The 19,913-nt window shown below is 43.7% G+C and carries 24 protein-coding genes; 17 read left to right on the top strand and 7 right to left on the bottom strand.

Going from position 1 to position 19,913, the window contains the following annotated elements; translation table 11 throughout:
* Window positions 1-5 precede the first annotated feature (5 nt).
* Window positions 6-797, top strand: coding sequence for a DUF1338 domain-containing protein (locus tag OCU28_RS00875; RefSeq protein ID WP_261816506.1), 792 nt, complete (start codon window positions 6-8; stop codon window positions 795-797).
* 73 nt (window positions 798-870) lie between these two features.
* Here OCU28_RS00875 and crp read toward each other — a convergent pair whose 3' ends face one another.
* From crp to OCU28_RS00905, 6 genes are all read right to left on the bottom strand, one after another.
* Window positions 871-1,503, bottom strand: a complete 633-nt coding sequence (gene crp, locus OCU28_RS00880; RefSeq protein ID WP_017036097.1) for a cAMP-activated global transcriptional regulator CRP — start codon at window positions 1,501-1,503, stop codon at window positions 871-873.
* 214 nt (window positions 1,504-1,717) lie between these two features.
* A complete protein-coding gene (locus tag OCU28_RS00885; protein WP_261816507.1) occupies window positions 1,718-2,587 on the bottom strand; it encodes a phosphoribulokinase in 870 nt (289 codons plus the stop codon).
* Between the two features lie 22 nt (window positions 2,588-2,609).
* Window positions 2,610-2,831 (bottom strand): YheU family protein, encoded by a 222-nt coding sequence (locus OCU28_RS00890; protein ID WP_261816508.1) that lies wholly within the window; start codon window positions 2,829-2,831, stop codon window positions 2,610-2,612.
* Between the two features lie 13 nt (window positions 2,832-2,844).
* Window positions 2,845-3,828 carry a hydrolase gene (locus OCU28_RS00895; RefSeq protein ID WP_261816509.1) on the bottom strand — a complete coding sequence of 328 codons (984 nt, stop codon included), beginning with the start codon at window positions 3,826-3,828 and terminating at the stop codon, window positions 2,845-2,847.
* Window positions 3,818-4,288: a TIGR02444 family protein gene (locus OCU28_RS00900; RefSeq protein ID WP_261816510.1), complete on the bottom strand. Its 471-nt coding sequence runs from the start codon at window positions 4,286-4,288 to the stop codon at window positions 3,818-3,820. The genes OCU28_RS00895 and OCU28_RS00900 overlap by 11 nt, the downstream gene beginning before the upstream one ends.
* 5 nt (window positions 4,289-4,293) lie before the next feature.
* Window positions 4,294-6,213, bottom strand: a complete 1,920-nt coding sequence (locus OCU28_RS00905; protein ID WP_261816511.1) for an ABC transporter ATP-binding protein — start codon at window positions 6,211-6,213, stop codon at window positions 4,294-4,296.
* A gap of 146 nt (window positions 6,214-6,359) precedes the next feature.
* Between OCU28_RS00905 and kefG the strand changes: the two genes are divergently transcribed.
* The 5 genes from kefG (at window position 6,360) to OCU28_RS00930 (ending at window position 10,537) form a co-directional block, all read left to right on the top strand.
* Entirely contained in the window at window positions 6,360-6,947 is a 588-nt protein-coding gene (gene kefG / locus OCU28_RS00910) for a glutathione-regulated potassium-efflux system ancillary protein KefG (protein WP_261816512.1), read from the top strand.
* Entirely contained in the window at window positions 6,934-8,730 is a 1,797-nt protein-coding gene (kefB, locus tag OCU28_RS00915) for a glutathione-regulated potassium-efflux system protein KefB (protein ID WP_261816513.1), read from the top strand. The genes kefG and kefB overlap by 14 nt, the downstream gene beginning before the upstream one ends.
* 1 nt (window position 8,731) lies before the next feature.
* Window positions 8,732-8,926 carry a YheV family putative zinc ribbon protein gene (locus OCU28_RS00920; RefSeq protein WP_261816514.1) on the top strand — a complete coding sequence of 65 codons (195 nt, stop codon included), beginning with the start codon at window positions 8,732-8,734 and terminating at the stop codon, window positions 8,924-8,926.
* A gap of 64 nt (window positions 8,927-8,990) precedes the next feature.
* On the top strand, window positions 8,991-9,527 hold the full coding sequence (gene slyD / locus OCU28_RS00925) for a peptidylprolyl isomerase (RefSeq protein WP_261816515.1): 537 nt from the start codon (window positions 8,991-8,993) through the stop codon (window positions 9,525-9,527).
* Between the two features lie 68 nt (window positions 9,528-9,595).
* On the top strand, window positions 9,596-10,537 hold the full coding sequence (locus OCU28_RS00930; protein ID WP_261816516.1) for an isoaspartyl peptidase/L-asparaginase family protein: 942 nt from the start codon (window positions 9,596-9,598) through the stop codon (window positions 10,535-10,537).
* Window positions 10,538-10,552: 15 nt separating this feature from the next.
* Here OCU28_RS00930 and OCU28_RS00935 read toward each other — a convergent pair whose 3' ends face one another.
* On the bottom strand, window positions 10,553-10,795 hold the full coding sequence (locus OCU28_RS00935; RefSeq protein ID WP_261816517.1) for a SlyX family protein: 243 nt from the start codon (window positions 10,793-10,795) through the stop codon (window positions 10,553-10,555).
* A 273-nt stretch (window positions 10,796-11,068) separates the two neighbouring features.
* Between OCU28_RS00935 and fkpA the strand changes: the two genes are divergently transcribed.
* The 11 genes from fkpA (at window position 11,069) to rplC (ending at window position 19,906) form a co-directional block, all read left to right on the top strand.
* Window positions 11,069-11,863 (top strand): FKBP-type peptidyl-prolyl cis-trans isomerase, encoded by a 795-nt coding sequence (gene fkpA / locus OCU28_RS00940; RefSeq protein ID WP_261816518.1) that lies wholly within the window; start codon window positions 11,069-11,071, stop codon window positions 11,861-11,863.
* Window positions 11,864-12,083: 220 nt separating this feature from the next.
* Window positions 12,084-12,794, top strand: coding sequence for a helix-turn-helix transcriptional regulator (locus OCU28_RS00945; RefSeq protein ID WP_261816519.1), 711 nt, complete (start codon window positions 12,084-12,086; stop codon window positions 12,792-12,794).
* Between the two features lie 3 nt (window positions 12,795-12,797).
* Entirely contained in the window at window positions 12,798-13,190 is a 393-nt protein-coding gene (gene tusD / locus OCU28_RS00950; protein WP_261816520.1) for a sulfurtransferase complex subunit TusD, read from the top strand.
* Window positions 13,187-13,543 carry a sulfurtransferase complex subunit TusC gene (tusC, locus tag OCU28_RS00955; RefSeq protein ID WP_261816521.1) on the top strand — a complete coding sequence of 119 codons (357 nt, stop codon included), beginning with the start codon at window positions 13,187-13,189 and terminating at the stop codon, window positions 13,541-13,543. Before tusD ends, tusC begins: the two co-directional genes overlap by 4 nt.
* Complete coding sequence (gene tusB, locus OCU28_RS00960) at window positions 13,544-13,816, top strand: sulfurtransferase complex subunit TusB (RefSeq protein WP_261816522.1); 273 nt, start codon at window positions 13,544-13,546, stop codon at window positions 13,814-13,816.
* Window positions 13,817-13,983: 167 nt separating this feature from the next.
* On the top strand, window positions 13,984-14,358 hold the full coding sequence (rpsL, locus tag OCU28_RS00965) for a 30S ribosomal protein S12 (RefSeq protein WP_005417208.1): 375 nt from the start codon (window positions 13,984-13,986) through the stop codon (window positions 14,356-14,358).
* Between the two features lie 97 nt (window positions 14,359-14,455).
* Window positions 14,456-14,926 carry a 30S ribosomal protein S7 gene (gene rpsG, locus OCU28_RS00970; RefSeq protein WP_017029464.1) on the top strand — a complete coding sequence of 157 codons (471 nt, stop codon included), beginning with the start codon at window positions 14,456-14,458 and terminating at the stop codon, window positions 14,924-14,926.
* Window positions 14,927-15,064: 138 nt separating this feature from the next.
* Window positions 15,065-17,158, top strand: a complete 2,094-nt coding sequence (gene fusA / locus OCU28_RS00975) for an elongation factor G (RefSeq protein WP_261816523.1) — start codon at window positions 15,065-15,067, stop codon at window positions 17,156-17,158.
* Window positions 17,159-17,304: 146 nt separating this feature from the next.
* Window positions 17,305-18,489 carry an elongation factor Tu gene (gene tuf, locus OCU28_RS00980; RefSeq protein ID WP_261816238.1) on the top strand — a complete coding sequence of 395 codons (1,185 nt, stop codon included), beginning with the start codon at window positions 17,305-17,307 and terminating at the stop codon, window positions 18,487-18,489.
* A gap of 461 nt (window positions 18,490-18,950) precedes the next feature.
* Complete coding sequence (gene rpsJ / locus OCU28_RS00985) at window positions 18,951-19,262, top strand: 30S ribosomal protein S10 (RefSeq protein ID WP_001181007.1); 312 nt, start codon at window positions 18,951-18,953, stop codon at window positions 19,260-19,262.
* Between the two features lie 14 nt (window positions 19,263-19,276).
* Window positions 19,277-19,906 (top strand): 50S ribosomal protein L3, encoded by a 630-nt coding sequence (gene rplC / locus OCU28_RS00990; protein ID WP_261816524.1) that lies wholly within the window; start codon window positions 19,277-19,279, stop codon window positions 19,904-19,906.
* Window positions 19,907-19,913: the final 7 nt, after the last annotated feature.

A 19,913-nucleotide genomic window follows, 5' to 3' on the forward strand; every position in this document is an offset into this window, starting at 1 on the left:
GATGTATGGCAGCTGAAAAATTGTTTGAAAAACTGTGGGAAGACTTTCACGGGCGTCTTTGTCCCTCATCTCAAGTTATCCAACAACTATTAAAACAAGATCAAACATTACTCAATGACCACATCGCGCTGCGTACTTTTGGTGTTGATCCTGTTGCTTTGCCGGCATTGGCTAAGCCTTTTATTGAGCTTGGTTACGTAAAAGGTGGGGATTATGTATTTGAAAGTAAAAAGTTGATAGCAGAGCATTATCAGCACCCAGATCCCACTATGCCTAAGGTCTTTATTAGCCAGCTGCAATTACACCTTTGTTCAAATGAGTTACGTAATATCGTGCTTAAGCTGGTGGCGCAAATAGAGGCTGACAAACTGCATCAAGCTGACTTTTTGTGTCAAGGGCGGCTATGGGAATTAAACTTTGGAGATTATCAAAATCTAGCGAGTGAAAGTGAATATGCCGCATGGGTTGCCGCACATGGATATGGTGCAAACCACTTTACCGTTAGTGTAAATCAATTATCAAAATATGAGGATGTTGCTCAAGTTAATGATTTCCTAAAGGGTAAGGGCTTTGCTATTAATGCATCAGGAGGAGAGGTGAAGGGCAGTGCCGATGTATTGCTGGAGCAGTCCTCTACTATGGCTGATAAGGTCGAAGTCACATTTAGCGATGGTGTGCACGTAATTCCGGGTGGGTTCTATGAGTTTGCGAAGCGATACAATGATCATCAAGGCCAGCTCTACCACGGCTTTGTTGAGGCATCAGCAGATAAGATATTTGAAAGTACCGATGGCTAAAGCTAAAAGCTAGAATAAAAAAACCGCCGTCAGATTATGACAGCGGTCTTTGTATACATGCACTAATTATGAATTAGCGAGTACCATAAACTACGATAGTTTTGCCGTGTGCAGAGATTAGATTCTGCTCTTCTAGCATTTTCAAGATACGACCTACAGTCTCACGAGAACAGCCAACAATCTGACCAATCTCTTGACGAGTGATCTTGATTTGCATGCCGTCTGGGTGAGTCATTGCATCTGGTTGTTTTGCAAGATTCAGTAGAGTCTGTGCAATACGACCAGTAACATCTAAGAATGCTAAATCGCCTACTTTTTGGCTAGTAACCTGTAAACGGTTTGCCATTTGCGAAGAAAGACGCATTAGGATGTCAGGATTTACTTGGATAAGTTGACGGAATTTTTTGAATGAGATTTCAGCTACTTCACATGGTGATTTAGCACGAACCCAAGCAGTACGCTCTTGGTCTTCTTCAAATAAACCTAGCTCACCAATAAAGTCACCTTGGTTTAGGTAAGAAAGAATCATTTCCTTACCTTCTTCGTCTTTGATTAGAACAGCGACTGAGCCTTTAACGATGTAATACAAAGTTTCGGCTTTTTCACCAGCGTGGATCAGGGTGCTCTTTGAAGGGTATTTGTGGATATGACAATGAGACAAAAACCATTCTAAAGTTGGATCTGTTTGAGGTTTACCTAAAACCATATTCTTATCTTCCTCTCTACAGCGAGTATGTTCGTATTGTTGCCTATCATGGCTGAAGGCTCGCAGTTGCTGTGAACTGCGTCATTTTTGTATTACGAATAGTATCTCTTTTTGTTCTACATTTCTTGATTTTGATCGGTCGAATTTGACGAAAATGTAAGCGAAATCGTGCTTTGAATCACAATCTTGCACAAGAGTGTGCACTATGCACGAGCTAACCTATTTTTCCTGTTTCTAAAAGTTGCTGTGAAATCGGGCGGATTATGAGCTCCATTGCAAAGCTCATTTTGCCACCAGGAACCACTAAAGTGTTATGTCTCGACATAAATGAGCCATCAATCATGGCTAAAAGATATGGAAAATCGACATTTTTGAAGCCTCGCATTCGAATCACAACAAAGCTCTCATCTAAGCTCGGAATACCCTTAGCATTGAGAGGATTTGAGGTGTCAACCGTCGGGACTCGTTGAAAGTTAATATGGGTACGGGAGAACTGCGGAGTGATGAAATTAAGATAATCATCCATAGAGCGTACGATCGAGTCCATAACAGCTTCTCTAGAGTGACCTCTATCTCGAGTATCCCTCACGAATTTCTGAATCCACTCTAGGTTTACAATCGGCACCATGCCTATGAGTAGATCAACGTGACGAGCTACATTGCAATTATGGTCAACGACGCCGCCATGCAATCCTTCGTAAAATAATAGGTCATTATTTTCTGGAAGATCCTGCCACGGGGTAAAGGTGCCCGGCATTTGATTATATGGTACAGCCTCGTCGAAGGTATGCAGATAACGGCGAACCTTGCCTTCGCCTTTTTCACCATACTCTTTAAAAAACTCTTCGAGAGCAGGAAAATCATTCGCCTCAGGGCCAAAGTAACTGATGTGTTTGCCCTGTTCTTTGGCTTTGCGGATGGCGATGTCCATCTCTGGGCGGGTAAAACGGTGAAAGCTATCTCCCTCAACCCAAGCCGCGTTAACCTTCATCATATTAAACATCTTACGAAAGGCTTCTGAGGTTGTAGTTGTGCCTGCTCCTGAAGAACCAGTGACTGCTATTATAGGGTGCTTGGCTGACATGACGTTCCTTGTCGAATGTGAGTTAAACGAGTTGAGAGTTTTTACCTACTTTGATATCGATACTCTCATGTAGTTCAGAGTAGACGATAACAGCTTCTCCGGTTTTTAGTTGTAATACAACCTGATCAACCTTGTCCTGTAAGCTTGCTTCTATATCTCCGTAATCGGTTCCTTCTCGAAGAACAAATTCTTTTACTAAGGATTCTAGTGTTTCAGGGCTAATTTCTTGCCAAGGTACGATCATGGATTACATCAACTTAAAAGGTAGAGGGTATAAACTTATCATAAAAAGCGGGAACCACCATCTCTAACCAGAATTTGGGTTCAAAAGGTGTGCCCTGGATAAAACCTACGTGCCCACCTTTAGGTAGTAAATGATATTTAAGGTTGCTAGCAAGCTTAAACTTTGGAATAACCTCATCGGTCATAAAAGGGTCATCTAAAGCATGAATAAGGTTTATTGGGATTGAGGTTTGATTGAGCTTGGGTAGTCCGGAGCATTTAGTGTAATAGTCTTTTGCATTATCGAAGCCATGCAACGGAGCTGTGATAGCATCATCAAACTGATGTAACAAACGCATGTTCAGGATCATTTCTCGATTAATGCCAAGCGCTTCTTCGAGTAGATGCAATTTATTGAGAGATGATTGCTTCAATGAGTTAAGCAAGTAGCTGTTATATAGCTTGGAGAAACCGTGTTCAATACGCTTCGAGCACGCAGCTAAATCTAATGGAGCTGAGATTATGCTGGCTTCATCTATGAGTGGTTGATCGGCATATTTAGCTAGGTAGTTGATTAGCATATTCCCTCCTAGCGATATACCGACGGCTACCTTAGGATTGTATGGGAACCTTTGATTTAGATGCTCTAAAAATTGACGCGCATCTTCAGTTTCTCCCGAATGATAAGCGCGGGCTTGTTTGTTTGGTTTGCCGCTACATCCACGGAAATGCATCATTACTGCAAGCCAACCTTTATCAGCAAATGCGTGCATTAGTCCATTGGCATAGGGGCTATTAAAGCTACCTTCAAGGCCATGGAATAAAATGAAAATGGGCTTTTTATAAGCTTGGAGCTGATTCCAATCTTCACTCCACGCCAAGTCAAGAAAGTCGTTATCTGGGGTCTGAATGGATTCCCATATAGGAGTAAACAAGGGAGTCTTTCTTACAAACCGAGGTAGCAGGGTCTGTAAGTGAGGGTTGGCTATGCTCCAGTGCGGTGTGAATTTATTCTGCATCTCTTTGTGTCCTAAATTCATCAATAAGTTGCTTAGCTCCCAATTGGTGACAGTATTCATCTATCAAGTTTTCAGTGGTTGCAGTTGTGATAGTTAAGGTATGAATTGCTGCCACGATATCCACCTGTTGCTCGCGCTCCAATTGCAATTCGAATTGCAGTGACTCTTTGTCTATAGAGTTGGGGAGGTACTGTTTGGTTTTACGTCTCAATTGACGAAAATCATGTAAAAGTGACTCTGTTCGTTCAAGGCTTTGCTGAAGTTGGGGCCACTGTTGTTTTGGAAAGGTCAGCCTATGTTGTTCTAGCCAACGCAATGCTAGTAGCAAATTCACATTGCCATCGAATTGATTTTGTAGGGTTAGGCACGCCTCTTTAATTTCTCGAACCGAGTAGTAGCGTAGGCTAAATTGCCATAGGTTATCTACGGTTAGGGTTTGATTGGGCGTGCTCTTTGCCATAAATATTATTCGATATCCAGCTCAGCCTGCATGCCTTCTAAGCTCTCTTGCTCGCTCATCCATTCCATTTCGACCTCTTCAAGCTCCGCTTTTGCTTGCGCCTGTTTATTCAACACTTGTGTAAGTTTAGCTTTGTTTTCCATCTGATATAGATCCGTATCGCTAAGCTGTTGGTCACACTCTTCAATAGCTTGATTGAGTTTATCCATCTTCTCTTCAAGCTTAGTTATATTTTTACGAATTGGAGCAGTAAGCTTACGGAATTCAGCTTGCTTGCGTTTCAGGTCTTTCTTGGCGGCGGCAGAGTTTTCGCTACTTTTGGTGATAGATGTAGAGTCCGCCTTCTTGGTCAGTTTCTGTTGCTCTGTTAGCCATTTATAGTAATCAACTAAGTCACCATCGAATGGTTCTACCATTTGGTCATGAACCAGATACAAGTCATCGGTGGTTGCTTTTAATAGGTATCTATCGTGGCTCACGATAACCATTGCACCCTCAAAGGTTTGCAAGGCTAGAGTAAGCGCTTGACGCATATCTAGGTCTAAATGGTTGGTTGGCTCATCGAGTAGTAATAGGTTTGGTTTTTGCCACACTAATAATGCTAAGACAAGGCGTGCCTTCTCACCACCAGAGAAAGGAGCAACTTTATCCAGTGCCTTTTCACCTTGGAAACCAAAGCTTCCTAGGTAGTCTCGTAGTTGCTGCTCGGTATGTTTGGGGGCTATCTGCATTAGATGCTGTAGCGGGGTTTCTTCTGGGTGAAGCGTCTCAAGTTGGTGCTGGGCAAAATAACCGATTTTTACCCCTTGAGAATAAGTACACTCCCCACTTTTTGGAGCTAACTCACCAGAGAGTAATTTGATAAGGGTAGATTTACCTGCGCCATTGCGCCCCAATAGACCGATGCGACTACCCGGAACTAAGTTGAGCTGTATTTGGTCTAGTATTATTTTTTCGCCATAACCGGCACTGACTTTATCCATCATTACGATTGGGTTAGGTAGTGCATCTGGCTCTCTAAATTCAAAGCTAAACGGATTATCAAATTGCGCGGGCAGCACTTTTTCCATGCGCTCTAAGGCTTTTATCCTACTCTGAGCCTGTCGAGCCTTAGATGCCTTATAGCGGAATCTATCGATGTAGCCCTGCATATGAGACATCTGTTTTTGTTGCTTGTGAAACTTAGCCTGTTGCAGAACTAACTTTTCAGCACGTTGGGTTTCAAACGAGGAGTAGTTTCCGGTGTACTCATTGAGCACTTGGTTTTCAATATGGATAATGCGGTTTATTACTGGGTCTAGGAAGTCGCGGTCATGGGATATAACTACTAGGGTACCGCGATAACTTTGCAGCCAGCGCTCTAGCCACATTACAGCATCGAGATCCAAGTGGTTGGTCGGTTCATCGAGTAGCAATAGATCGGAGCGACATAATAATGCTTGTGCAAGGTTTAGGCGCATTCGCCAACCACCAGAAAACTGGGTTAGATTCCACTGCATTTGTGGCTGTGAGAATCCTAGACCATCCAAGAGTTCAGCTGCGCGAGCACGAATAGAGTAACCCCCGATGGTCTCTATTTTTCCGTGTAGCAGGGCTACCTTGTTACCATCATCTTTGGCTTCAGCATCGGCTAATTCAGTTTCCAATTGACGATACTCTCTATCACCATCTATCACGTACTCTAAAGCTGAGCGTTCAAGAGCTGGGGTTTCTTGGGCAACCCAGGCTAACTCCCAATGTTTTGGTTGCTTGAAATCACCAGCATCAATAGATAATTCGTCCTTCATCAAGGCAAAGAGAGTGGATTTACCACACCCATTTTTACCGACAAGGCCGACTTTATCACCGGGATGGATAGTTGCTGTTGCACTGTCTAGGAGTGCTTTGCCGCCACGCAGCAATTGGATTTCAGAGAAAGTAATCATGGAAGTCGCATATTGATAATCTTGGCAGGCATATTAGGCGTTAGCGATCCAAAAGTCGAACATCACAGCTGCTATGCGGTGTTTTGCAACGAATTTAATATGGTAGGATAGAAAGCAGATGAGTATTTATGGGAAAATGTCACGGAATGACGGAAATAACCACAAATAACCCCCCTAAGGTGTTGGTGATATACGCACACCCAGAGCCGGATACCTCGGTTGCTAATCGATGCATGATAGAGCAGATTCAAGCTTTACCAAATGTGACGGTTCATGATCTATATGCTGAATACCCCGATTTTTTTATTGATATTGCAGCAGAGCACCAACGCTTACTCCAACATGATTTTATTGTCTTTCAGCACCCTATGTTTCTCTATTCTTGCCCTGCTTTGATGAAGGAATGGATGGATCGGGTTTTGGATAAAGGGTTTGCATTCGGGGCGCAATGCTCCCTAAAAGATAAGTATTGGCGTAGCGTCATCACTACAGGTGGCAAAGCCTGTGCTTTTTCACCGGACGGTTACAACAAATACCCCTTAGAGCAGATCCTGCAACCCTTTGAATTAACTGCTGCTCTGTGTCAAATGCACTGGGTTGAGCCTTTGATCTTATATTGGTCACGCAATGTTAGTGATGTTGAGCGTGTCCAGCATGCTTTAGATTACGCGAAATGGTTGAGTGATCCTTTTGCCGCCACAACCAATCTAGGAGCGGAAAATGGCCTTGAATAATGACCTGATCCAAAGTGGAGTATTGTTTCTCAGTGCTGCCGTCATTGCAGTGCCTCTTGCTCAAAGGTTGGGATTAGGTAGCGTGCTTGGTTACTTGATAGCTGGTGTTGTTATCGGCCCTTGGGGCCTTGCCTTGATCAGTGATGTTGATTCAATTCTTCACTTTTCCGAATTGGGGGTCGTGTTACTCCTATTTTTAATTGGCTTAGAGCTTAATCCGAAAAAATTGTGGGCAATGCGAGTCCCGATACTTGGGCTTGGTGGCGCTCAAGTGGTGTTAACTACCGCACTTATCTCGCTGGTAGCTCACTTTTTTGGTCAATCATGGAGTAGCAGTTTAGCTATAGGTATGGGGTTGGCCCTTTCCTCAACCGCGATTGCGTTACGAGTTATCGAAGAGCAGGAGTTATCTGGTACTGAAACCGGACAGTCTGGGTTTGCCGTGTTGCTGTTTCAAGATATAGCTGTCATTCCAATGTTGGCAGTATTGCCACTGCTAGCGGGTAATGTTGCTGGGAATTGGTCTGATGTTGGTATGAAAATGGCAGCGGTCAGTGCACTCTTGGTGGCTGGTCACTTCTTATTACGCCCTTTATTTCGTTATGTATTACTAAGTGGGGCGCGAGAGTTATTTACGGTAACGGCTCTGCTAGTGGTGTTTGGTATTGCGGTTATCATGCAATATCTTGGTCTTTCTATGGCTCTCGGCACCTTCTTAGCTGGGGTGTTATTAGCCGAAAGTGAGTATCGACATGAGTTAGAGATCACTATCGAGCCATTTAAAGGCTTGCTATTGGGCTTGTTTTTTATCTCGGTCGGGATGTCGGTGAACCTTGGGTTACTCATTGAAAATCCACTATTAATCTTGTTGACCGTTATCGGTTTGGTGGTGGTAAAAGGCTATGTCTTATATGGACTCGCACACCTGTTTGGGCTGAAGTCTAAATCACGCAGTCGGATGTCGGCAATATTGAGTCAAGGGGGAGAGTTTGCCTTTGTGATATTTACCGCCGCTTTAGCGCTAGGCTTATTAGATGATTCGGTATCGAGTTTCCTATTGGTAGTGGTGAGTGTTTCTATGGTGACTACGCCATTATTACTTAAAGGGCAAAGTTGGTGGTATGCGCGCAGTATTAACCCGACAGAAGAGGACTCGGTTAAACCTATTGAAGGCCGAAAGCCAAAAGTAATCGTGGCTGGGTTTGGGCGCTTTGGGCAGGTTATTGGGCGTCTTATGTATGCGAACAAGATCAAGATTACCATTCTTGAGAGCGATGCCAGTCAAATTAAGTTGCTAAGAAAATTTGGGTATAAAGTTTATTATGGAGAGGCGAGTAATATTGATTTATTACGGGCAGCTGGAGCCAATACCGCCGAGGCGATTGTGTTATGCACCGATTCACCAGATGAAATATTGGATACGGTAGAGATGTGCCAGCAACATTTTCCGCACCTGAAGATATTGGCTCGAGCACGTAGCCGAGTAGAGGCGTATCAACTGCTTAATCACGGGGTTAACTCATACTCTAGAGAAACCTTTCTGAGTGCCTTGGACTTAGGGGGGCAATTACTGGTCTCGCTTGGGATGCATCCTCATCAAGCAACGCGAGCGACCAAGCACTTTGGCAAGCTGGACCATAAAATGCTTGAGGAGCTACTACCTGAGCATCGAGATGAGCAGAACTTAGCACTGCGAGCTAAGGAAGCGCGTAAGGAACTAGAAGAAATCTTCGATAGAGAAATAGAAAACGAACGACAATCGAGTCACTTTTGGAATAAATAACATGAGTATTAAAAAGCGGTTTATTGCTGGCGCGACCTGTCCAGAATGCAAGGAAACAGACACCTTACGTTGGTGGGAGGAAAATAAGGTCGAGTGGGCTGAGTGCGTAAGTTGTGATTTCAAGCAGCAGCGGGTTACAGAGCAGCAACAACAGGCAGCATCTAAGCAATCCATTATTGGAATCTTTGAGCCCTAGAAATAAGATCACTTAATCGGTATGATTGCGGCTCTTTTTTGAACAATCACCATTTGGAGTGACTATGAAAATTGACAATAACTCAGTAGTAAGCCTTGCTTACCAAGTAAAAGTGGAAGAGGGCGTAGTTGTTGATCAGGCGGGCGTTGATGCTCCTTTAGATTATTTGCACGGGCACAACAACCTAGTTACAGGTTTAGAGAATGCGTTAACTGGTCGCTCGGTTGGTGATAAGTTCAGTGTTACCGTAGGCCCTGAAGAGGCTTATGGCGAGCATTCTGACGTTATGGTTCAGCGTGTACCTGCTGATGTATTCCAAGGCGTAGATGAGATTGTTGTCGGCATGCGCTTTCTTGCAGATACAGACCAAGGCCCAATCCCTGTAGAGGTTACTGAAGTCGATGGTGACCATGTGGTTGTTGATGGAAATCATATGCTAGCTGGTCAAACGCTGACTTTTGATGTTGAAGTTGTGGCATTGCGTGCGGCAACTGAAGAAGAAATAGCCCATGGTCACATCCATAAAAAAGATGACGACCATCAGTGCTGTGGTGGGAAAGGTGATTGCTCTAAAGGCGATGACTGCTGTTCAAATCACTAATCTGTAAATGAATAATGAGCCTCCCATGTGATGGGGGGCTTTTTTGGTTTTATAACGAAGGAAATGTTATGCATCAACCTATAAGTATTGCTATTCATGGCGGCGCAGGCACTATTTTGCGAGAAAATATGAGCGATGAACTCAAAAAAGCGGTGCTAGATACCCTTGAAGAGTCAGTTCGCGCTGGTTATTCCGTATTAACCCTAGGGGGTGATGCTGGCGACGCCACAATAGCTGCAGTTAAGGTGATGGAGGATTCGCCTCTATTTAATGCAGGTAAGGGCTCTGTTTTGACCCATGAGGAACGCATAGAAATGGATGCCTCTATCATGCATGGAAAGCATCTCAATGCGGGCGCTGTTGCGGGAATCAAAGGCATTAAGAACCCGATTGAGCTAGCAAATACAGTGATGAAAAAAAGTAATCACGTATTTCTAATTGCTGATGGAGCGCAACGATTTGCTGAGTCGCAGGGCTTTGATTTTGTTGATGAATCTTACTTTATTACGCAACGTCGAGTTGAACAGCTTAACTCCATGAAAGAGAAGGGATTATTTGCCCTTTCAGAGAGCAAATATCCAGACGATAGAAAGCACGGTACTGTGGGGGCTGTTGCATTAGACATGCAAGGTAATCTGGCGGCTGCTACTAGTACTGGTGGGGTGACGAACAAAAAGTATGGCCGAGTTGGAGATAGTCCAATTATCGGAGCGGGAACCCACGCAGAGAATGGCAATGTGGCGGTATCGACCACAGGTGTTGGAGAATTCTTTATTCGCAAACAGGTTGCCGGAGATCTTGCCGCTCGAATGCGTTACTTAAATGAAGATGTACATACTGCCGCTGAACACGTTATCCATGGTGAGTTAGAGGCAATGGGTGGAGAGGGCGGGTTAATAGCCCTTGATGCAACGGGTGATATTCATTTCGCAATGAACAGCTCCGGTATGTATAGAGCTGCTATTGATATTTACGGTAATGTGAGTGTCAAAATTTATGCCGACGAATAGTATGCCTTGCTACCATTAATAATGGGGAGGAGGCGTTTCTTCGGAAGGATCTGCAAGGTTTGAGGTTTCCATGTTTTTCACCTTGCCTACTATGTGCCGCATTTGCTGTTCCATCTTGCTGATTTGAACTTGTTGCTGGCTCAATGCTTCATTGAGTTCATCAATGGTTTGCTCTTGGAATGCGATTTTGCATTCCATATCATCGATTTGTTGAGTAAATAAAGCGATTACGTCGGTGGCTTCGGTTTTATTGGTCATAACTGATATTCGTCGTTTTTATTGTTAAGTGAGTTTACATTAGGGAACTATTTCAAAAAATAGGGTCTATAAGCTAACAATTCAATTTTTTATATAGTTGTATCTTTTCTGACACTGAGATGACAATAATATGTTTCTGTAATTGAAAGATAAAACGTACACTAATCTGTATTCGGCTGACCAAATTTAATTTATATTAAAATATCGGTCACCAAAGCGTGGCATCTTAAAGTGCCCTACAACAAATGGCTAGGCCATTAATTGGAGAATTAAATGAAATCAATGCTAAAACTTTCTTTGCTAGCTGCTACTGTAGCTCTAGCAGTAGGTTGTCAAAAAGAAGATACAACTGCTGCTAAAACTGAGGCTGCTCCACAAGCGGCAACTGAAGCTGCTGCAATGACGTTCAAATCTGATGATGAAAAAGCAGCATATGCGATTGGTGTTTCTTTCGCTACTTACCTTAAGACAAGCGTAGAAAAACCTCGTGAAATCGGCATTGATCTTAGCGATGAGATGGTACTTAAAGGTATTACTGATTCATTCTCAGGCGAACCTGGCCTTAAAGAAGATGAAATTCGTGCCGCTCTAGAAGGTTTAGATAAGCGTGTAAGTGAAAAAATGGCAGCGAAAGCAAAAGCTACAGCTGAAGCTGCAGTAAAAGCGGGTGAAGATTTCCGTGCTGAGTTCGCTAAGCAAGAAGGCGTTAAAACAACCGAATCTGGCATTCTTTATCAAGTAGAAAAAGAAGGCACAGGTGCAACACCAAAAGCGACAGATGTAGTTAAAGTTAACTATGAAGGTACGCTTACAGACGGCACTAAATTCGATAGCTCAATTGACCGCGGCGAACCTGCAACGTTCCCACTTAATCGCGTTATCCCTGGTTGGACTGAAGGTGTTCAGTTAATGAAAGTGGGCTCTAAATATAAATTTGTTATCCCACCAGAGTTGGCATATGGCGATCAAGCATCACCAAAAATCCCTGCTAATTCAACGCTAGTGTTTGAAGTTGAACTGCTAAGTATTGAAGCACCACAACAACAAGCGACTGACGCGAAAAAATAACAGCGTAAATTTGTTAATCAAACCGAGGCTTTGTCCTCGGTTTTTTTATATCTGTATGAACTAGATCTCTGTTCAGGATTGACAATACAGCGGCTTAGGTGGAAGAAACTTATGATTTAGATCAGAATTACAGTGACTTAAATGTAACCAATCCTCACTTTTTTAAAATAATCTGATAAACTTTAATGCAATATTTGAATTTCATTAGGTGGACCTTTAAGTGCAATATCAGCCTCTCCATGCAGAATCTCTCCTTGAATTAGATTCAGTTGACGTAAAGCCGTTCACGGAACATGACAAAGTAATCTTGCGCTCTTATGAAGCAGTGGTTGACGGTATTGCTAGCTTGATAGGTCCTTTTTGCGAGATTGTCCTGCACTCACTAGAAGACTTAAACACCTCTGCGATTCGTATTGCAAACGGCGAAAATACCGGTCGTCAGGTTGGTTCTCCTATCACTGATCTTGCACTAAAAATGCTTAAAGATATTGAAGGCTCGGAACGTAACTTTTCTCGTTCTTATTTTACCCGAGCTAAGGGTGGCGTGTTGATGAAATCAATTACGGTAGCGATACACAATGGTGATAATCGCGTCATTGGTCTTTTATGTATTAACGTTAACTTGGATGCGCCGTTCTCCCAAGTATTACACTCATTCATGCCAACAGAAGAAGCGGAAGCTGCTGCATCTTCGGTAAACTTTGCAAGTGATGTTGAAGAGCTGGTCGATCAAACGGTTGAACGTACTATCGATGAGGTTAATGCTGATAAAAGTGTTTCTAACAATACTAAGAATCGCCAGATTGTGATGGACCTTTATGATAAAGGAATTTTTGATATCAAAGATGCGATTAACCGCGTCGCGGATAGATTAAATATTTCAAAACACACGGTTTATCTATACATCCGTCAACGCAAGACTGGAGAGTAAACCTTGAGCCTAACCTATACCTTGGTTGTAAATGGAAGTGTTTATGGGGATCAAAGCCCATTAAATGCCTACCAATTTGCGCAAGCATTGATTAAAAAAGGCCATCGCTTAGTCAGTGTTTTCTTTTATCAGCAGGGTGTAAGCAATGGCAACGGTTTAACGGTTCCCGCCAACGATGAATTTGATCTAGTCGCAGCATGGCAACAACTTGCAGCAGAACATGGTATACAGCTTCAAACTTGTGTCGCCGCCTCTTTGCGTCGAGGCATCATAGGTGAGCAAGAAGCCCAACAGCATCAATTAACTCAAACAAACCTTGCTAACGGATTTGAACAGTCTGGGTTGGGCAGTTTAGCCGAGGCCCTATTAACTCGAGATAGGGTGGTGCAGCTGTGAAGAAATTAGGCTTTATATTTTCAGCTGCGCCTCATTCTACAGCTCAAGGGCGCGAGGGATTGGATGCGATCCTTGCAACGTCGGCTCTAAGTGAAGATATCAGTGTGATTTTTGTGGGCGAAGGGGTTTTGCAGCTCCTTAAACGGCAACAACCACAAGCGATATTAAGCAGAGATTATATCGCCGCCTTTCGCTTACTAGAGCTATATGATGTGGAAGATATTTTTATTTGTGAAACGAGCTTATCTAAATATGGTGTGGTCAAAAAAGACCTTATCTTAGATGGTGAGCTCCTAACGCCATCCCAGGTGGCACAAAAAATGTCCGAGTGTATTCAAATACTGAGATTTTAAATGCTACACATAATTTCACGAATAGATAAGTTAGAACAGGCAGTCATGTACGCCACAGCAACAGATCGGTTTCTGCTGGTGGAAGATGCGGTGTACGCAGCTAATCCACGTCATCATGCGTTTTTATCCATTCAGCCCCTGCAAACACTGGTGTTACGACCGGATGCAGAGGCTAGGGGCATCATTGATATGCTAGAATCAAGTATTGCAGTGATTGATTTTTCTGGCTTCGTAGACCTCACAGCAGAACACAGTAAGTCGATTACTTGGTAGTTAAAACCAATGACTACTGTTCCTAGAATGAATTTTGTACGAAAAAGATCTGTATATTTCTTGACACCCCACCTGTCCCCGCATAGAATTTCGCGTCCCTAATTGCACTAGTGCATTGGGTATAGATTTTTCACAAAGCTTACTTTAAGTAAATCAGGAGCTAGTTAATGGCAACTATTAACCAGTTGGTACGCAAGCCTCGTGCAAAGCAAGTTGTTAAAAGCAACGTGCCTGCGCTAGAAGCGTGTCCACAAAAACGTGGTGTGTGTACTCGTGTTTACACTACAACACCTAAAAAACCTAACTCAGCACTTCGTAAAGTTTGTCGTGTTCGTCTAACGAACGGCTTCGAAGTGACTTCGTACATCGGCGGTGAAGGCCACAACCTTCAAGAGCACAGTGTTGTTCTTATCCGTGGTGGTCGTGTTAAAGACCTTCCAGGTGTACGTTACCACACTGTTCGCGGCGCACTTGACTGTGCTGGCGTAAACGACCGTAAGAAAGGTCGTTCTAAATACGGTGTGAAACGTCCTAAGTCTTAATGGATTCCGTTAAGTAAGGCCAAACACTAAATTAAATTTTAATTTTGAAGAAACTGAAAAGTTTTGGATAACCTGAAGAAGACAACGGAGAATTCCTATGCCACGTCGTCGCGTTATTGGTCAGCGTAAGATCCTTCCAGATCCTAAGTTCAAATCTGAACTGCTGGCAAAATTCGTTAACATCCTTATGGTTGACGGAAAAAAATCTACTGCAGAGAAAATTGTTTACACTGCACTAGAAACTATGGCTGAGAAGTCTGGTAAAGACCACTTAGCTGTATTTGAAGAAGCTCTTGAAAATGTTCGCCCAGCGGTAGAAGTTAAATCTCGCCGTGTAGGTGGTTCAACTTACCAAGTACCTGTAGAAGTTCGTCCGGTTCGCCGTAACGCACTTGCTATGCGTTGGTTGGTTGAAGCTGCGCGCAAGCGTGGTGAAAAATCTATGGCTCAACGCCTAGCTGCTGAAATGCTAGATGCGTCTGAGAACAAAGGTACTGCGGTTAAGAAACGTGAAGACGTTCACCGCATGGCTGACGCTAACAAAGCGTTCGCTCACTACCGTTGGTAATCCCTCGGTAATACCTTTAAGTGCAGCGGGCTTTATGCTCGCTGCATTTGTCTATTTTTCGGAACAGAAAAATAGGAACTATCAATATTTCTGAAGCTTTTTTTAAATATTAATAGTCCCTAATAAGAGGATACAATCGTGGCTCGTAAAACTCCTATAGAGCACTACCGTAATATCGGTATCGTGGCTCACGTAGATGCAGGTAAAACAACCACAAGTGAGCGTATTCTATTCTATACCGGTCTCTCCCATAAAATTGGTGAGGTTCATGACGGCGCAGCAGTTATGGACTGGATGGAGCAAGAGCAAGAGCGTGGTATCACTATCACATCTGCGGCTACCACCACCTTTTGGCGCGGTATGGAAGCTCAATTCCCAGACCATCGCATCAACATCATTGATACCCCAGGACACGTTGATTTCACCATTGAAGTAGAACGCTCACTGCGCGTGCTTGATGGTGCAGTAGTTGTATTCTGTGGTGCATCAGGCGTAGAACCTCAATCTGAAACCGTTTGGCGTCAAGCTGATAAATACGGTGTCCCACGCTTAGTGTTCGTAAATAAAATGGACCGTACCGGGGCCGATTTCCTACGTGTTGTCGATCAAATCGAAGAGCGTCTTGGCGCAACTCCGATTCCTATCCAATTAAATGTGGGTGCGGAAGATGAGTTTGCTGGTGTTGTTGACCTTATCAAGATGAAGCGAATCAGCTGGAATGAAGCCGACCAAGGTATGTCTTTTTCTTATGAAGATATCCCAGCGGATATGCTTGAAAGTGCTGAAGAGTGGCGTACCAACTTGGTCGAGGCAGCAGCGGAAGCCAATGAAGAGTTGATGGATAAATACCTTGAAGAGGGTGAACTAAGCGAAGCGGAGATCAAACAAGGTCTGCGTATCCGTACCCTTAACAATGAAGTTGTATTGGCGACATGTGGTAGTGCTTTTAAAAATAAGGGCGTTCAAGCTGTGCTTGATGCCGTTGTTGACTTCCTACCGTCACCAATCGATGTTCCAGCAATTCAAGGTGTAGATGAGAACGAAAAAGACGTCGAGCGTCATGCTGATGATAAAGAACCGTTCTCAGCTCTAGCGTTTAAGATTGCAACTGACCCATTTGTGGGAACGCTGACCTTTATGCGCGTTTACTCTGGTGTTGCTAAAACGGCTGGAACAGTCTACAACTCGGTAAAACAGAAAAAAGAGCGCCTTGGTCGTATTGTGCAGATGCATTCGAACAAGCGTGAAGAAGTGAAAGAAGTATATGCAGGTGATATTGCAGCAGTAATCGGCCTTAAAGATGTAACCACAGGTGATACCTTGTGTGACCAGCATCATAAGGTGATTCTAGAGCGCATGGAATTTCCTGAACCGGTAATCCAGATTGTGGTTGAGCCAAGATCTCAAGCCGATCAAGATAAAATGGCTATCGCTTTAGACAAGCTTGCAGCAGAAGACCCTTCTTTCCGTGTCGAAATGGATGAAGAAACTGGTCAAACGTTGATCTCTGGTATGGGTGAACTTCACCTTGATATCATCGTTGACCGTATGAAGCGTGAATTCAATGTTGGTTGTAACGTAGGTAACCCTCAAGTGGCTTACCGTGAAGCAATTCGTGGTACAACTGAAATTGAAGGTAAATTTATTCGTCAAGGTGAACGTAACCAATATGGTCACGTATGGCTTAAGCTTGAGCCATCAGAACCGGGCGAAGGTTTTGTTTTTGTGAACGATGTTGTGGGTGGTGTGGTTCCAAGTGAATACATCAATTCAGTATCGAAAGGTATTGAAGAGCAAATGATCAATGGTGTGCTTGCTGGATATCCTATGCAGGATGTCAAAGCTACCTTGTTTGATGGCTCTTACCACGATGTTGACTCAAGTGAGATAGCGTTTAGAATCGCTGCCTCAATGGCGTTTAGGGATGGTGCTCTTAAGGCACAACCAGTTCTCCTTGAACCAATGATGAAAGTTGAAATAACCACGCCAGACGACTGGATGGGTAGTGTAGTAGGGGACTTAAACCGTCGCCGCGGCATTATTGAAGGCATGGAAGATGGTACTGCTGGACTGAAAATTGTCCGCGCGCAGGTTCCGCTGTCTGTCATGTTTGGCTATTCAACTGATTTACGCTCTGCAACTCAAGGGCGAGCGTCTTATTCTATGGAGTTTAGCGAATACGCTGAGGTACCTAAGAATGTCGCTGAATCTATTATTGCGGAACGTGGTTAAACATTAGTCACGCTTTATCGCGAAAATAGCTACTGTTTAATAATGATTCTATTGCGCTATCGAAAGATGCCGCATAAAATAGCAACTTCTGGCGCGCCCCGACTTTTTGTGTCTCGGCGAATCAATAACTAGGAAGGAACACAATCGTGTCTAAAGAAAAATTTGAACGTACGAAACCGCACGTTAACGTTGGTACTATTGGCCACGTTGACCACGGTAAAACAACTCTAACTGCTGCAATCTGTACTACTCTTTCAAAAGTGTACGGCGGTGAAGCGAAAGACTTCGCATCAATCGATAACGCTCCAGAAGAGCGTGAGCGCGGTATCACAATCGCAACTTCTCACGTTGAGTACGATACTCCTGAACGTCACTACGCACACGTAGACTGCCCAGGACACGCCGATTATGTTAAAAACATGATCACTGGTGCTGCGCAAATGGACGGTGGTATCCTAGTTGTTGCTGCGACAGATGGCCCAATGCCTCAAACTCGTGAGCACATCCTACTTGGTCGTCAGGTTGGTATCCCTTTCATCATCGTATTCATGAACAAATGTGACATGGTTGATGACGAAGAGCTACTTGAACTAGTAGAAATGGAAGTTCGTGAACTTCTTTCTGAGTACGATTACCCAGGTGATGATCTACCAGTAATCCAAGGTTCAGCTCTTGGCGCTCTAAACGGCGAAAAACAATGGGAAGATAAAATCGTTGAGCTTGCAGAAGCACTAGATTCTTACATCCCACTTCCAGAGCGTGCTGTTGACCAACCGTTCCTACTTCCTATTGAAGATGTATTCTCAATCCAAGGTCGTGGTACTGTTGTAACTGGTCGTATCGAGCGCGGTATCCTACGCGTAGGTGACGAAGTAGAAATCGTTGGTATCAAAGATACTACAGTTACTACTTGTACTGGTGTTGAAATGTTCCGTAAACTGCTTGACGAAGGTCGTGCTGGTGAGAACGTTGGTGCACTACTACGTGGTACTAAGCGTGATGACGTTGAACGTGGCCAAGTACTTGCTGCTAAAGGTTCAATCAACCCACACACTAAATTTGAGTCAGAAGTGTACGTTCTTTCTAAAGACGAAGGCGGCCGTCACACTCCTTTCTTCAAAGGTTACCGTCCACAGTTCTACTTCCGTACAACTGACGTAACAGGCGATATCACTCTACCTGAAGGCGTAGAAATGGTAATGCCAGGCGATAACATCCAAATGACTGTTGAGCTAATCGCTCCAATCGCAATGGATGAAGGTCTACGTTTCGCAATCCGCGAAGGTGGCCGTACCGTTGGTGCTGGTGTTGTTGCTAAGATCTTTGACTAATATTTAGTTAATATCTTGCGATATTCTTCTTCGGAAGAGACCGCATCTAAAAAGGGGAGCTTCGGCTTCCCTTTTTGCATTTTATAAGCTGACAGCTATAAGCCTTCAGCGATCAGACTCTTCTATTCCCACACTCTGACTTGAATTCCGATTATTTTTCACACACCCCTTGCATACTATTCTGCGATCTGTATAATGCCTCCCACTGACTTAAGTCGGTTGTGAACCAATGAGCATCGAGGAGCTAGGCTATTAGCCTAGGTAACGTATACTCCGCTTATGTTCGCGGTTAATACAATTAATAAAATAGCGAGAGCTATAAGTTAATCGAAAATTAGCTGACAACGCTTCCTGATTTTGGAGGCTACGGTTTCACATAAATCAATCGGCATTCCCTTATCTTTATAAGAGTGAGTGGCGATATTGTTTGTGTATTTAATTATTAATTGGAGCTCTGTCTCATGCAGAACCAACGTATTCGTATCCGCCTAAAAGCTTTCGATTACAAGCTAATCGATGCTTCAACTGCGGAAATCGTTGAAACAGCAAAGCGTACCGGCGCGCAGGTTCGTGGTCCTATTCCACTTCCTACTCGTAAAGAACGTTTCACTGTTCTTATCTCTCCGCACGTTAACAAAGACGCGCGTGACCAGTACGAAATTCGTACTCACAAGCGTTTGATCGACATCGTCGAACCAACTGACAAGACTGTTGATGCTCTTATGCGTCTAGATCTTGCTGCTGGTGTTGATGTTCAAATCAGCCTAGGTTAAGGGAGATTAGAAGAATGATTGGTCTAGTCGGACGTAAAGTGGGTATGACCCGCGTATTTACTGAAGAAGGCGTTTCTATCCCAGTAACAGTTGTTGAAGTAGAAAATAACCGTGTTTCACAGATTCGTTCTGTAGAAACTGACGGCTACTCTGCAATCCAAGTTACTGCTGGAGAGAAAAAAGCTAGCCGTGTAAACAAAGCTGAAGCAGGTCACTTTGCTAAAGCTGGTGTTGAAGCTGGTCGCGGTCTTTGGGAATTCCGTTTAGAAAACGGAGAAGAGTTTGAAATTGGCACTGAGCTAAAAGTAGAACTTTTCAATGACGTTAAAAAAGTAGACGTTACTGGTACATCTAAAGGTAAAGGTTTCCAAGGTGCTATTAAGCGCTGGAATTTCCGTACTCAAGATATGACTCACGGTAACTCTTTGTCTCACCGTGCTCCTGGTTCTATTGGTCAATGCCAAACTCCAGGTCGCGTATTTAAAGGCAAAAAAATGGCTGGTCACATGGGAGCTGAGCGTGTAACGACTCAAAACCTAGAGATCGTACGTGTTGACGCTGAGCGCAATCTGCTTCTTATTAAAGGTGCAGTACCAGGCTCTATCGGCGGCAACGTTATCGTAAAACCAGCTGTTAAAGCTTAACGTCTAG

This window comes from Vibrio gallicus (assembly GCF_024346875.1).
GTDB classification, from domain to species: Bacteria; Pseudomonadota; Gammaproteobacteria; order Enterobacterales; family Vibrionaceae; genus Vibrio; species Vibrio gallicus.

Excerpts from the sequence above, each read along its gene's own strand:
- OCU28_RS00875 (WP_261816506.1), top strand. The coding sequence starts at position 6 with ATGGCAGCTGAAAAATTGTTTGAAAAACTGTGGGAAGACTTTCACGGG.
- crp (WP_017036097.1), bottom strand. The coding sequence starts at position 1,503 with ATGGTTTTAGGTAAACCTCAAACAGATCCAACTTTAGAATGGTTTTTG.
- OCU28_RS00885 (WP_261816507.1), bottom strand. The coding sequence starts at position 2,587 with ATGTCAGCCAAGCACCCTATAATAGCAGTCACTGGTTCTTCAGGAGCA.
- OCU28_RS00890 (WP_261816508.1), bottom strand. The coding sequence starts at position 2,831 with ATGATCGTACCTTGGCAAGAAATTAGCCCTGAAACACTAGAATCCTTA.
- OCU28_RS00895 (WP_261816509.1), bottom strand. The coding sequence starts at position 3,828 with ATGCAGAATAAATTCACACCGCACTGGAGCATAGCCAACCCTCACTTA.
- OCU28_RS00900 (WP_261816510.1), bottom strand. The coding sequence starts at position 4,288 with ATGGCAAAGAGCACGCCCAATCAAACCCTAACCGTAGATAACCTATGG.
- OCU28_RS00905 (WP_261816511.1), bottom strand. The coding sequence starts at position 6,213 with ATGATTACTTTCTCTGAAATCCAATTGCTGCGTGGCGGCAAAGCACTC.
- kefG (WP_261816512.1), top strand. The coding sequence starts at position 6,360 with ATGACGGAAATAACCACAAATAACCCCCCTAAGGTGTTGGTGATATAC.
- kefB (WP_261816513.1), top strand. The coding sequence starts at position 6,934 with ATGGCCTTGAATAATGACCTGATCCAAAGTGGAGTATTGTTTCTCAGT.
- OCU28_RS00920 (WP_261816514.1), top strand. The coding sequence starts at position 8,732 with ATGAGTATTAAAAAGCGGTTTATTGCTGGCGCGACCTGTCCAGAATGC.
- slyD (WP_261816515.1), top strand. The coding sequence starts at position 8,991 with ATGAAAATTGACAATAACTCAGTAGTAAGCCTTGCTTACCAAGTAAAA.
- OCU28_RS00930 (WP_261816516.1), top strand. The coding sequence starts at position 9,596 with ATGCATCAACCTATAAGTATTGCTATTCATGGCGGCGCAGGCACTATT.
- OCU28_RS00935 (WP_261816517.1), bottom strand. The coding sequence starts at position 10,795 with ATGACCAATAAAACCGAAGCCACCGACGTAATCGCTTTATTTACTCAA.
- fkpA (WP_261816518.1), top strand. The coding sequence starts at position 11,069 with ATGAAATCAATGCTAAAACTTTCTTTGCTAGCTGCTACTGTAGCTCTA.
- tusB (WP_261816522.1), top strand. The coding sequence starts at position 13,544 with ATGCTACACATAATTTCACGAATAGATAAGTTAGAACAGGCAGTCATG.
- rpsL (WP_005417208.1), top strand. The coding sequence starts at position 13,984 with ATGGCAACTATTAACCAGTTGGTACGCAAGCCTCGTGCAAAGCAAGTT.
- rpsG (WP_017029464.1), top strand. The coding sequence starts at position 14,456 with ATGCCACGTCGTCGCGTTATTGGTCAGCGTAAGATCCTTCCAGATCCT.
- rpsJ (WP_001181007.1), top strand. The coding sequence starts at position 18,951 with ATGCAGAACCAACGTATTCGTATCCGCCTAAAAGCTTTCGATTACAAG.
- rplC (WP_261816524.1), top strand. The coding sequence starts at position 19,277 with ATGATTGGTCTAGTCGGACGTAAAGTGGGTATGACCCGCGTATTTACT.